This window comes from Allobosea sp. CCNWLY174 (assembly GCF_037120455.1).
Lineage (GTDB): Bacteria > Pseudomonadota > Alphaproteobacteria > Rhizobiales > Beijerinckiaceae > Allobosea > Allobosea lupini.
On sequence record NZ_JBBBBQ010000002.1, the window covers coordinates 191255 to 203634 of the forward strand.

The 12380-nt window shown below is 67.8% G+C and carries 9 protein-coding genes; 5 read left to right on the forward strand and 4 right to left on the reverse strand.

Annotated elements, in window-relative coordinates:
- Positions 1 to 15 precede the first annotated feature (15 nt).
- Positions 16 to 1698 (reverse strand): methyl-accepting chemotaxis protein, encoded by a 1683-nt coding sequence (locus V7S63_RS07720; RefSeq protein ID WP_336529787.1) that lies wholly within the window; start codon positions 1696 to 1698, stop codon positions 16 to 18.
- A gap of 182 nt (positions 1699 to 1880) precedes the next feature.
- Here V7S63_RS07720 and V7S63_RS07725 point away from each other — a divergent pair, with 182 nt between their 5' ends.
- Positions 1881 to 3503: a peptide chain release factor 3 gene (locus V7S63_RS07725; RefSeq protein ID WP_336529788.1), complete on the forward strand. Its 1623-nt coding sequence runs from the start codon at positions 1881 to 1883 to the stop codon at positions 3501 to 3503.
- A gap of 134 nt (positions 3504 to 3637) precedes the next feature.
- Positions 3638 to 5035: a hypothetical protein gene (locus tag V7S63_RS07730; RefSeq protein WP_336529789.1), complete on the forward strand. Its 1398-nt coding sequence runs from the start codon at positions 3638 to 3640 to the stop codon at positions 5033 to 5035.
- Between the two features lie 13 nt (positions 5036 to 5048).
- Here V7S63_RS07730 and V7S63_RS07735 read toward each other — a convergent pair whose 3' ends face one another.
- Entirely contained in the window at positions 5049 to 6272 is a 1224-nt protein-coding gene (locus tag V7S63_RS07735) for a serine/threonine-protein kinase (protein ID WP_336529790.1), read from the reverse strand.
- A gap of 31 nt (positions 6273 to 6303) precedes the next feature.
- Positions 6304 to 7596, reverse strand: coding sequence for an adenylosuccinate synthase (locus V7S63_RS07740; RefSeq protein WP_100959581.1), 1293 nt, complete (start codon positions 7594 to 7596; stop codon positions 6304 to 6306).
- A gap of 304 nt (positions 7597 to 7900) precedes the next feature.
- Here V7S63_RS07740 and V7S63_RS07745 point away from each other — a divergent pair, with 304 nt between their 5' ends.
- The 3 genes from V7S63_RS07745 to V7S63_RS07755 all read left to right on the forward strand — a co-directional run bounded on the left by V7S63_RS07745 (position 7901) and on the right by V7S63_RS07755 (position 10524).
- Entirely contained in the window at positions 7901 to 8467 is a 567-nt protein-coding gene (locus V7S63_RS07745; protein ID WP_336529791.1) for a dihydrofolate reductase family protein, read from the forward strand.
- Between the two features lie 87 nt (positions 8468 to 8554).
- Positions 8555 to 9133, forward strand: coding sequence for a tyrosine phosphatase family protein (locus V7S63_RS07750; RefSeq protein ID WP_336529792.1), 579 nt, complete (start codon positions 8555 to 8557; stop codon positions 9131 to 9133).
- A 179-nt stretch (positions 9134 to 9312) separates the two neighbouring features.
- Positions 9313 to 10524: an amidohydrolase gene (locus V7S63_RS07755; protein ID WP_336529793.1), complete on the forward strand. Its 1212-nt coding sequence runs from the start codon at positions 9313 to 9315 to the stop codon at positions 10522 to 10524.
- Between the two features lie 164 nt (positions 10525 to 10688).
- Here V7S63_RS07755 and V7S63_RS07760 read toward each other — a convergent pair whose 3' ends face one another.
- Complete coding sequence (locus V7S63_RS07760; RefSeq protein WP_336529794.1) at positions 10689 to 12368, reverse strand: mucoidy inhibitor MuiA family protein; 1680 nt, start codon at positions 12366 to 12368, stop codon at positions 10689 to 10691.
- Positions 12369 to 12380 lie beyond the last annotated feature (12 nt).

Below are 12380 nucleotides of genomic sequence, written 5' to 3' on the forward strand. Positions count from 1 at the left end.
GATCCGGCAGCCGCGTCAGGCTGCCTTGATCTGGCTGAAGAAGGTCGCGACGGCGCCGCGCAGCGCCTCCGCCTCGCGCGCCAGGTTCTCGGCGGTGCGCAGCGTGTCCGAGGCGGCGCTCGTCGCCTCGCCGGAAGCTGCGGCAAGGCTGCCCAGCGCCAGTGCCGCGGTCGCGGCCCCGTCCGCGGTCGCCTGGGCGTTGCGGGCGATTTCCGAGGTCGTGCTCTTCTGCTGCTCGGTCGCGGCGGCGATGGCGCCGGTGTGCTGCGAGACGTCCGTGATCGTCGCGGCGATGGCGCCGATCGCTGCGACGGCATCCCGGGCCTCGCCCCGGAAGGCCTCGATCTGGCTGGCGATACCGTTCGTCGCCTCGGCTGTCCGGCTCGCCAGGGTCTTGACCTCGGCGGCGACGACGGCAAAGCCGCGCCCGGTCTCGCCGGCGCGGGCAGCCTCGATCGTCGCGTTGAGCGCGAGGAGATTGGTTTGCTCGGCGATGTCGCGGATCAGGTCGATGACGCTGACGATGCGTTCGGAGGCCTGCGCGAGACCATCGACGCGCCGGCTCACTCCCTGGGCGTCCCGCGCAGCACTGCTGACCATGGTGCTCGCACGCGTCACACGGTCGGCGATCTCGGCGATCGAGTTGGACAGTTCCTCGGCCGCGACGGCGACATGCTGGACCCGGTCGGAGGCATCCTGCGAGGCGTTCTGCGCCCCGTCGATCTGCATGGTGCGGGCGCTGGCGATCTCGCTCACCGCTCTTGCCGCACCCTCCAGCGTGTGGGCGCCGGTCTCGACCGTCTCCAGCGCGTCGGCGAGGCGCGCATCGAAGGCGGCAACGATCTCGGCGATCCGCTGCTGGCGCGCCGTGCGCCCGGCGTCCTCTCGAGCCGCTGCAACCTCGAGAGCTTCTCTAGCCTGAGCATTTTCGCGGAAGACCTCGACCGAGCGAGCCATGGCGCCGATCTCGTCCTGGCGGTGCACGAGCGGGATATTCGGGACGAGTTCGGCTGCCGCCAAGCTATGCATCGTCGTCGCAAGCCTGCGCAGCGGATGCGAAACACGGCGATGCACGACGAGGAGCGCGAGGCCGAGGCCGACGACGATCGAAAGAACGCCGACGCCGATCTGCAGGTTGACGCTGTCGCGCTGCATCGCTTCGAGCCTGGCATCGAGCGCGGCGCTGCGGCTGTCATAGCTGCCGGCGATGCGCTTCAACGTCTCATTGAGCGCTTTGCGATTGTCGCGATTGGCGTCGTCGTTTCCGGCTGCACGCGCCGCCATCGTGGCGCCCTGGCGCCCGAGCCGAACGATCTCACGACGGAACTGGATGAATTCCCGGACACGCGCTTCGAGGAGTTCGAAGTCGGCCCGTTCCTGCGCCTCGATCAGCGGCTTCCATTCGGCCATCAGCAGTTCGATCTCGGTGAGGCCTTGCAGGAGCGGTGGGGCGAAACGCTCGGCTCCTATGGCGCCCTCGCTCATGTAAATGCCGCGCGATTCCATGACGACGGCGTTCACCAGCCCATTGATCCGCTCGGCGATGGCAGAGCGATGCGTGACCGACTGCATCTCGTTGGTCATCGTGGCATAGCGGCTGAGGCTATGGACGCCGAGGCCGATGGCGAGGGCGGCGGCGATGACGAGAAGTGCTATCGCGGCAAGGATCTGGCTCGAGATGGTGCGCAGGGTGGCCATCTGTTTCGCGAAACGGCAGGCCGCGGCTTTCTCTCGGTGCGCAGCGGGGAACCCATCGCCCATAAGGGCATGGTTTGGTTAAATTTGCGTTGGGAGCCTGGGCGATGTGCCGGCGGAGCGAGGTGCCGGGATGATGCGTCGCCCGATTGACAGGAGGGGCGGCATCCTGTCTTGACCACGCCATGACCGATCTTTCGACCATCGACAACGCGGCGGCTGCCGCGGCGCCCCATGCGCGCCGGCGGACCTTCGCCATCATCTCGCACCCGGACGCGGGCAAGACCACGCTGACCGAGAAGCTGCTCTATTTCGGCGGCGCCATCCAGCTCGCCGGCGAAGTGCGGGCCAAGGCCGGCCGGCGTCAGACCTCCTCGGACTGGATGAAGATCGAGCGCCAGCGCGGCATCTCGGTCGTCACCTCGGTGATGACCTTCGAATACGACGGGCACGTCTTCAACCTGCTCGACACGCCCGGCCACGAGGACTTCTCGGAAGACACCTATCGGACCCTCACTGCGGTCGACAGTGCCGTGATGGTAATCGACGCCGCCAAGGGCATCGAGGCGCGCACCAAGAAGCTGTTCGAGGTCTGCCGCCTGCGCGATATCCCGATCGTCACCTTCATCAACAAGGTCGACCGCGAGACGCGCGATCCCTTCGACCTGCTCAACGAGATCGAGACGACGCTGGCGCTCGACGTGGCGCCGATGACCTGGCCGGTGGGGCGCGGGCGCGAGTTCGTCGGCACGCTCGACCTCGCCTCCAACACGCTGCGCCGCAACCAGAAGGGCGACGAGAGCGATGCCGGCCAGAAGGTCGACGGCGAGGACGACAAGCTCTTCGACGAGCTGCTGCCGCATGGCGCTGCCGACACCTTCCGCGAGGAGGTCTTCCTGGCGCGCGAGGGCTGCAAGCCCTTCGACCTCGAGGCTTTCCGCGAGGGCCATCTGACCCCGGTCTATTTCGGCGCGGCGCTGCGCGACTATGGCGTGCGCGACCTGATCGACGCGCTGGGGCGCCTGGCGCCGAGCCCGCGGGCGCAATCGGCCGACAAGCGGCTGATCGAGGCGGGCGAGCCGAAGATGACCGGCTTCGTGTTCAAGATCCAGGCGAACATGGACCCGAACCATCGCGACCGCATCGCCTTCATGCGGGTCTGCTCGGGCAAGCTCTCGCGCGGCATGAAGGCGAAGCTGGTGCGCACCGGCAAGCCGCTGCCGCTGAACGCGCCGCAATTCTTCTTCGCACGCGACCGCTCGATCGCCGAGGAGGCCTTCGCCGGCGACATCGTCGGTCTGCCGAACCATGGCACGCTGCGCATCGGCGACACGTTGACCGAGGGCGAGGAGATCGTCTTCCGCGGGGTGCCGAGCTTCGCCCCGGAAATCCTGCGCCGCGTCAAGCTCAAGGACGCGATGAAGGCGAAGAAGCTGCGCGAAGCGCTGCAGCAGATGGCGGAGGAGGGCGTGGTCCAGCTCTTCCTGCCGCATGACGGTGCGCCCGCCATCGTCGGCGTCGTCGGCGCGCTGCAGCTCGACGTGCTCAAGGAGCGCATGGAGGCGGAGTATTCGCTCCCCGTGGATTTCGAACCCTGCCAGTTTTCGATTGCGCGCTGGATTTCCAGCGAGGACAAGGTCGCGCTGCAGAAGTTCACTGCGGCCAAGCCGTCCTCGATGGCGGACGATCTCGACGGCGATCCGGTCTTCATGGCCTCGTCGCAGTTCACCCTGAAATACGACGCCGAGCGCGCGCCCGAGATCGTCTTCTCCGATGTGAAGGACTACCAGAAGGTGTCGGGGGGCTGAGGCTTTGGGCGGCGGCGCCGTTCCGTGCTGCCGCCATCTGTCCGGATCGGTGTTAAGCGTGGCGCCATGCGGCGGAGACCGGTGCGCCTATGCGACGAGACGATCAGAACCCCATGCGATCGTGGCGCCGACGCGTGGTCCGGCTGCTTGCGGTCGCAGCAGCGTTGCTTGCCCTCGCCACGGTCCCGCTCGGCCTCATCCTCTATCCGACGCTGAAGCCTTATCCGAAAGCGGATGTCCCCGCCGCTGCCACGCAACGCGACAGGAACCTCCAGGACCTCGCCCATCTGCGCCGCCTGCCGGAGGTCGAGCGCAGCTTCACGGCGCAGAGCCGTACGGCGTTCGGGCAGGCGGTCGCCGCAATCGAGCCGCGCGCCGGCGAGCTCGACCGGGCAGGCCTGGCGATGGCTGCGGCCAAGGCCGTGGCTCTTGCCGACAACGGCCATACCAATGTGCTCGGGCTGGCGGGCGATCGCGGTTTCAACGCCGCGCCGATCCGTCTCGGCTGGTTCGCCGACGGGCTGTTCGTGATCGCGACCGACGAGGACAGGCAGCGTCTTCTCGGCGGGCAAGTGCTCGGCGTCGACGGACGCCCGCTCGCTGCACTGGTCGAGGCGCTGCGTCCCTATGTTGGAGGGCCGGCAAATCTCGCCCGGGAGTTCGTGCCGAACCTCCTGATCTCGCCGGAGCTGCTCCATGCGGCCGGTCTTGCCGCGACGGCTGAGGGCAGCAGCTTCGAAATGCGTTTTGCGGATGGGGCCGTTGGTTCGGTCGAGCTCGTCGCCAAGGCGGCCACTCGCCCGCCTCACGATCGCTTCGTGTGGCCGAGCGACAATCTGAGCCCGCCGGGCCGGTCGAGCGGATGGCGACATGTGCTCGACGGTGTCGTCTTGCCGACCTATCTCACGCATCTCGACGCGAATTACTGGCACGATTTTCCGGCCGATGACCTGCTCTATGTCCAGATCAACCGTGTGAGCGATCAGGGACCGGTCGGCTTATCCGCCTATCTCTCCGAAATGCTCGACGAAGCGGCGAAGAAGCCCATTCGCAATGCCATCGTCGATCTACGGTTCAATCCCGGCGGCAACTACACATTGACGGCCGATTTCACGCGCCGGCTGCCGGAGCTTCTGCCTGCGTCCGGCAAGCTCTTCATCCTGACCAGCGCACACACATTCTCCGCGGCGATCAGCACGGCGGCGCGGCTGAGACATTTCGCCGGACAGCGCGCCATCATCATGGGAGAGGCGATGGGCGACCGCTCGGAATTCTGGGGCGAAGGTGGAGGTACCGTGCTGCCGAACGCGAAGCTGGCGCTGCGCTACACCACCGCTTTCCATGATTGGGAACACGGCTGCAGCCTGTCGCAGATCACGACCTGCTTCCTGCTGAACTACATCTACGGCGTGCCGGCAGGCGATCTCCGGCCGACCGTGACCATTGCGCCGCGTTTTGCCGACTATGCCGCCGGCAAGGATCCCGTGATGGCCGAGGTCATGCGGCAGCTTGCAACGCGGCAGGAGCGCTGAGGTCCTGTTCGCCTCAGCCCTGCCAGCGGTTCAGCGCATCGCCGATCGTCTGGTTGCCGGCGCCGCCCTTCTCGAAGGTGATGATGGCGCGCCGGCCGGAGTTGAAGCGGACCGGCAGGTCGATCCAGTTGCGGTTGCGCAGCAGGTCGAGATTGCGCTCGGACTCGACCGGAACGTTCGAGAGGGCCGCCACGAACAGGTTCTCGCCCAGCGCCGAGGAGATCGCGGAGAGCGGCGCGCCGCGCTCGCCCTCTTCGAGCTTGAACTGCGGCACGCCGACTTCGCGGATCGCGTCGTTCGCCGCTTCGCCGGAGGTGGTGAAGCGCATGCCGATGATGTGCGAGGCGGGGAAGGCACTATCGGTGTTGCGCCGGATGGTGAAGTCGAGGGAGAGCCCGGCATCGGCGATTTCGATGGTGGCGCGCACGATCGTCTCGACCGGTCGGCCGGGACCGGCCGTGTCGCTGTCGAGCCGCCAGAGCACGCGGCCCTGCACGGTGCGCGGTTGCTGCGGGGTCTCGGGGACCTCGATATAGAGGATGGCGCGCTGGGCGACGGCGATGTCGCTGCCGGGCTGGGCGCCGGCCTGCTGGTTCGGGCGCTGGCCGGAAGGCTGGCTCGGCGTCGGGGCAGTCTCGCCGCCGGCGCGCTCGCTGATCTTGCCGGCCTGATCCTGCTGCGCCGGGGGAGCCTGGGTTTCGACGCGCGGGCGGACCTGCTGGTCCTGCGGGGCGACCTTGTTGACGTAATAGGCTGCGCCGGCGATCACCGCGACGGCGAGCGCAACACCGCCACCGACGATGGCCGTGCGGACATGGCCAGGGTTGACGCTGCGCTTGCGCGGTGGCGCGACGCGTGGGCGGATCGGCTGGGCTTCGTCACGAGCGGCCACCTGCTCGTCGAAGCGCGGCGGTTCCTGCGATACCGCGGGGCGCGGCTTCGATTCCGGTCGCGCAGGCGGTGTCGCGGCAGCCGCCGGCGGCTCGTCCAGCAGGAGCGGTGGCAGGCTCGGCTCGATCGCCTCGGCGAGGGCGATCTCGGCTTCGATGCGTGACACGGCCTCATCGAGCGAGAGTCGCTCGCGGGTGATGTCGGCTTCGGAAAGCGGCGGGTCGAGGCTGCGCAATTGCGCGAGCAGCGCCGTGCGCGCGCGATCATAGACCGCGCGGCGTGCTTCCGGAGACTTGTCGGTCAGTCCGGCGATCGCACGCGCCAGAATGGGGTGGAAATCGGCCATTGGCCTCACATGTCCGGGTTGGTTTGGCCCGTCAACCCTCGAACGGGTTCTGGACCAGGATCGTATCGTCGCGCTCGGGGCTGGTCGACAGCACCGAGACGGAGGCGCCGATCAGCTCCTCGATACGGCGTACATATTTGATCGCCTGCGCCGGCAATTCTGCCCAGGAGCGAGCGCCGGCGGTCGAGCCCTCCCAGCCCTCGATTACCTCGTAGATCGGCTCGACCCTCGCCTGGTCGCGCTGGCCGGCCGGCAGGTGCTCGAGGATCTCGCCGTCCAGCCTGTAGCCGGTGCAGACCTTGATCTCCTTGAAGCCGTCGAGGATGTCGAGCTTGGTCAGAGCGATGCCGTCGATGCCGGAAGTCTTGACCGTCTGGCGCACCAGGCAGGCGTCGAACCAGCCGCAGCGGCGCTTCCTGCCGGTGACGACGCCGAATTCCTTGCCCTTCTGGCCGATCAATTCGCCGATCTCGTCGAAGAGCTCGGTCGGGAACGGGCCTTCGCCGACGCGGGTGGTATAGGCCTTGGCGATGCCCAGCACATAGCCGACTGCGGAAGGGCCGAGGCCGGAGCCGGTCGCGGCCTGGCCGGCGACGATGTTGGAGGAGGTCACGAAGGGATAGGTGCCGTGGTCGACGTCGAGCAGGGCGCCCTGTGCGCCCTCGAACAGGATGCGCTTGCCGGCGCGGCGCTCGGCGTCGAGCAGAGCCCAGACCGTGTCGGCGTAAGGCAGCACCTGCGGCGCGATCTCGGTCAGCTGCTTCAGCAGCTCGACACCGTCGACTTCGTCGATGCCGAGGCCGCGGCGCAGCGCGTTGTGATGGGCGAGCAGGCGCTCGATCTTGGCCTTCAGGACAGTCTCGTCCTTGAGGTCGATGACGCGGATGGCGCGGCGGCCGGCCTTGTCCTCATAGGCCGGGCCGATGCCGCGCTTGGTGGTGCCGATCTTCAGCGCCGAGTTCGAGGTCTCGCGGAAATGGTCGAGCTCGCGGTGCAGCGGCAGGATCAGCGTGGCGTTGTCGGCGATGCGCAGGTTCTCGGGGCTGATCGCGACGCCCTGCGTGCGCAGCCGGGCGATCTCCTCGACCAGGTGCCAGGGATCGACGACGACGCCGTTGCCGATCACCGAGAGCTTGCCGGGGCGCACGATGCCCGAAGGCAGCAGCGAGAGCTTGTAGACGGTGCCGTCGATGACGAGGGTATGGCCGGCGTTATGGCCGCCCTGGAAGCGCACCACCACATCGGCCTGGCTCGACAGCCAGTCGACGATCTTGCCCTTGCCCTCGTCGCCCCACTGGGCGCCGACCACGACCACGTTCGCCATGGAGGAGATTCCCTCTTTGCTGACCTATCGAGTCAGCGCGAATTCCGGTCGTTCGACCGGACCGGCCGAACGGAAAGCGCGCTGGCGCAAGCGTCCGCACGAATAAAAACCCCGGCGCAAGGCCGGGGTTTCGGGTGAGGTCCTTGCAAGCCCTCTTCGTCCAAGAGAATGGCGAGGTCAAGGCTGACGGCGGCAAAGCCCGGGAAAAGAATTTTTGCGCATGCTGTCGATTCCGCCGCTCCTGCTTCGACGACAGGGCAGAACGGGCACACAGCGCTGCCCGCTGGATCGCAGGAGAAGCAGCATGCGCAAGCTCGTCGTCACCCAGTACATCTCGCTCGACGGTGTCATCGAGGATCCGGTCGGCATGGAGAATTCCGGCCTCGGCGACTGGACCGGGCCGTTCTCGCGCGGGCCGGAAGGCGAGCGGCTGAAGCAGGAGGAGCTCGACGCCGCGGGTTCCCTGCTGCTCGGCCGCCGGACCTACGACGCCTTTGCCGCGGTCTGGCCGCATGTGACCGACAGCCCGTTCGCGGACCAGATCAATGCCTTGCCGAAGCATGTCGCCTCGACGACGCTGATGAACGCCGAATGGCAGGGCACGGCGATCCTGGCAGGCGATGCGCTTGCCGCCATCGCAGCTCTGAAGCAAGCGCCCGGCGGCGACATCCTGGTCTATGGCAGCCTGAAGCTTGTCCATGGCCTGCAACGCGCCGGGCTGGTCGATGCCTACAACCTGATGGTCTATCCGGTCGTGCTCGGTGCCGGCGGGCGGCTTTTTGCCGACGGCGTGCGCAGCAACCTCGCGCTTGCCGCAGCGACGACGCTCGGCGAAGGCATCCAGTGGTTGCGCTACGAGGCCAGGCCCTGACGGGCAGGGCAGCCCTGCTGTGATCGCGGTTGCGGTGTCGGCCCGGGCAGATTAACCCGGCGCCTTCAGGATCAGGGACAAACGCCGATGCTGCCCATCGCCATTTCGACGCTCACCATCTGCGGGATCGAGGAATTGCCGGCGCAGAGCACGCGCAAGGTCAGCCATGTGCTGTCGCTGCTCGATCCCGACCTGCCGGAACTGCAATCCTTCGTGGCCTATGAGGCGCATGAGCGCACGACCCTGCGTTTCCACGACATCATCACGCCGCAGGACGGCCGCGTGCATCCGACCGAGGCTCATGTCGCCGAGATTCTCGACTTCGGCGCGAAACTGCGCGAGTCGGCGGTCAAGCGGCAGGAGGGGCACCTGCTGGTGCATTGCCATATGGGCATCTCACGCTCGACCGCGGCGATGCTGTCGCTGATGGCGCAGGTGGAACCCGAGGAAGGCGAAGACGCCCTGTTCGCCCGCCTGCGCACGATCCGCCCGCAGGCCTGGCCGAATTCGGTGATGATCGGCTTCGCCGATGCGCAGCTGAAGCGCGGTGGGAAGCTCACGGCGGCGCTTCGCCGGCACTATGCCCATCAGCTCGAGGCGCAGCCGCGCTATCGCCAGTGGATGGCCGATCTCGGCCGCGGCGCCGAAGTCGCGATGGCGGGCTGAATACTCTTCCAGGTCCCCTCGCCGCCGGAACACCCCTCGTCAGTCTCTGGGAGCATGGCGGTTTTGCCGTGTTCGCAGAATGAGTTGGCGGCGATCGGACGTATGAGAAGAACAGGATGTGGACGGGCTGTGGCATGAGCCATGCCTGCAAAAGAACGCCGCAGGCTGGGGATACGATCATGACGAAGCTCGACGACTGGCTCGGCGAACATCACGCCGAGTTCACGGCGATCCGCCGCGACATCCACGCCCACCCCGAGCTCGGCCTGGAAGAATATCGCACTGCAAGGCTCGTCGCCGACAGGCTGCGTGAATGGGGCGTCGAGGTCACCGAGGGCGTCGGCAAGACCGGCGTCGTCGGGGTCATCCGCGGCAATGCGCCGGGACAGCGCGCCATCGGCCTGCGTGCCGATATGGACTGCCTCGCGCTGGAGGAGCTGACCGGGCTGCCGCATGCCTCGACAGTCCCCGGCCGGATGCATGCCTGCGGCCATGACGGCCATACCACCATGCTGCTCGCGGCGGCGCGCTATCTCGCCGAGAACCGGGATTTCGGCGGCACGGTCAACCTGATCTTCCAGCCGGCTGAGGAAGGCCGCGGCGGCGCCAACGCCATGCTGGCCGACGGGCTGTTCGAGCGCTTCCCCTGCGATGCGATCTACGGCCTGCACAATACGCCCGGCCTGCCCGCGTCGCATTTCGGGACGGCGGTCGGCCCCTTCCTGGCGTCGGCCGATTCCTGGCGAGTGACCTTCCGCGGCGTCGGTGGCCATGGCGGCTCGCAGCCGCATCGCTCGACCGACATCACCTATGCGCAGGCGCATTTCGTGCTGGGGCTGCAGGGCATCATCGGCCGCAATGTCGCGCCGCTCGACACCGCCGTGATCAGCGTCGGCTTCATCCATGGCGGCGACGAGAACGCCTCGAACGTCATCCCGTCCGAACTCGTCATCGGCGGCACGGCGCGAACCTATTCGAAGGATGTGCGCGATCTGGTCGAGCGCCGCATCGCCGAGCTTGCCGCGGCGACGGCGCAAGCCTGGGGCTGCGAGGCGGAGGCGCATTACCATCGCGGCACGAGCCCGCTGGTAAACGCGGCCGAGCAGGTCCAGGTCGCGGTCGCGGCGGCTTCGGCAGCTGTCGGGGCCGCGCATGTCAACGGCCAGATGCTGCGCGGGACCGGCGGCGAGGATTTCGCCGAGATGATGCTGGTCTGCCCCGGCGCCTTCATGCGCATCGGCAACGGCGTCGCAGCCGACGGCTCCTTCGCCGGCCTGCACACCCCGCTCTACGACTTCAACGACGAGATCATACCGGCCGGCGTGCGCTACTGGGTCGGCCTGGTCGAGCAGGAACTCGGCCAGGGCTGGCAGGCGATCGCGGCGGAGTGACAGCGTCATGGTCGGGCTTGTCCCGACCATCCACGTCTTCCTTCAGGCGAGGCCGTGTTCAAGACGTGGATGCTCGCCACAAGGGCGAGCATGACGGATAGGGCAGTATGACCCCTCATCCAGCCCTTCGGGCCGCTCACCTGCAAGGGGAGATGGGAAGGACTTTACCGCCGCGTCTGGTCGAAGATCACCTCGCGGTCGCCGGGATACTTGATCCGGTAGGCGAGGCGGATCTCCTTCTGCGCGCCAGGAGCGAGCTCGAAGCTCCAGGCCGAGACGCCGCGCTTGTCGCCGACCTGTTTCTCGGTCGGCGGCGTGCTCTGCGATAAAAGCTCGACCGTGATCGCGCTGTTCTCGGAGAAGGGCACGCGCTCGGTCACGGTCAGCTTGACCGGCTGCGCGTGCAGGCTCTTCACCACGGTCTTGAACTCGCGCTGGTCGGTCCGGGTCGAGCCGAGCCAGCCGGAATCGTTCTCGCGCCGGCGCACCGGCACGCGCGTCACCTTGAGGCGATCGTCGGCGCCGAAGCCGAGCTCGACCTTGTCGCCCGGCGCGACCTGTCCGAGCCGGCCCTTGCCGATATAGGCGCCGTCGCGGTGGAGATAGACCTCGCCGGCGAGCAGCGGCGCCTCATCCTCGTGATTGAAGCTGGCCTCCAGATAAGCCTTCTCCTCCAGCTCCGGCGTGGCGCGAGCGGATAGCTCCGGCTTGACCTTGCCCTGCGTCAGGACCACCGCCTTGCTGGAGCCGTCCTGCGGGACGGTGATCCGGCCCGGCACCTTGAAGCTGGCCTGATAGGCGCCGGCGCTGACGCTGGCGGTCTGGACCTCGGCCTTTTTGGGCTCGGCGGCGCCGAGCGCCTGGTCGGGTGTGACGGGCGCCGGTGCGATCGCCAGGGCAGGCGACCTGGCGGTGCGCTCGGAATCCTGCCTCTGCAGGCGCGCCCGTTCTTCATAGACCACTGGCGGCTCGTAGAAGGCGATGCGCAGGGGGGTGAGCTCCGGCGCGCGCGTTCCTTGCGCGGAGCGTGTGGTCGAGAGCTCGACTGCGACCTCGTTCCAGTCCTCGCCGGTGCGCTGGCGCAATTCGGCGCGGCGGGTGAAGGCGATCTCGGCCGCATTGGCGCTGCCGGTCGTCAGCCGGGCCTCATAGACCGGCAGCCAGCTCGCGCCGGCGACGCGGTAGCTGACGGCGATGTCGGCCGCGACCGGTGCCTTGGCCTCGACGGCGATGGCGACATCGCGCCTGGGCTGGCCGGCGCGCGGTGCGAGGGGCCTCGCCTTCTCCAGCGCGGCGATCTCGGCGTCGAGGTCCGAGATGCGGTTGCGCAGGGTGAGCAGTTCGCCCTGGACCTTGACCAGCGCCGTGCCGATCGCGTCGAACACGGCCGGCCAATCGCTGACTGGCAGAACCTTGCCGCCTTCGCCCAGCTTGTCCGGGCCGACCTTGCCGAAATTCTCGATGGTGGTGCGCTTGGCCTCGATCGCGCTGATCTCGCCGGCGAGCTTCGCCTTCTCGCCTTGCAGCGCCCGGATCTTGCCTTCCAGCGCCTGATCGAGGGCTGGGCGGGCCTCACCCGGAACCTGGCGGACATCGACCGCGCCGATCGCGAAGGAGCCGTCGCCCTGCGCCTCGACCCGGATCGACGCCGGATCGACGCTGGCAGGCAGGCCGCGCAGCACGATCTGCGAGACACCCTCAAGCAGCGAGGCCTTGCCGAGACGGGTCACGACCGCCCCGTCGGGGTAGACGGTGACACTGTCGATCCTCGAGGCAAGTTCGATCTCGGCGGCGCCGGCGAGGCTCGGCGCGAAAATCAAGGCTGCGGCCAGTCCGGTCTTCATCATTCTAGTCCC

Bases quoted from the DNA above. Each gene is read 5' to 3' on its own strand.
- V7S63_RS07720 (WP_336529787.1), bottom strand. From the start codon at position 1,698: ATGGCCACCCTGCGCACCATCTCGAGCCAGATCCTTGCCGCGATAGCA.
- V7S63_RS07725 (WP_336529788.1), top strand. From the start codon at position 1,881: ATGACCGATCTTTCGACCATCGACAACGCGGCGGCTGCCGCGGCGCCC.
- V7S63_RS07735 (WP_336529790.1), bottom strand. From the start codon at position 6,272: ATGGCCGATTTCCACCCCATTCTGGCGCGTGCGATCGCCGGACTGACC.
- V7S63_RS07740 (WP_100959581.1), bottom strand. From the start codon at position 7,596: ATGGCGAACGTGGTCGTGGTCGGCGCCCAGTGGGGCGACGAGGGCAAG.
- V7S63_RS07745 (WP_336529791.1), top strand. From the start codon at position 7,901: ATGCGCAAGCTCGTCGTCACCCAGTACATCTCGCTCGACGGTGTCATC.
- V7S63_RS07750 (WP_336529792.1), top strand. From the start codon at position 8,555: ATGCTGCCCATCGCCATTTCGACGCTCACCATCTGCGGGATCGAGGAA.
- V7S63_RS07755 (WP_336529793.1), top strand. From the start codon at position 9,313: ATGACGAAGCTCGACGACTGGCTCGGCGAACATCACGCCGAGTTCACG.
- V7S63_RS07760 (WP_336529794.1), bottom strand. From the start codon at position 12,368: ATGAAGACCGGACTGGCCGCAGCCTTGATTTTCGCGCCGAGCCTCGCC.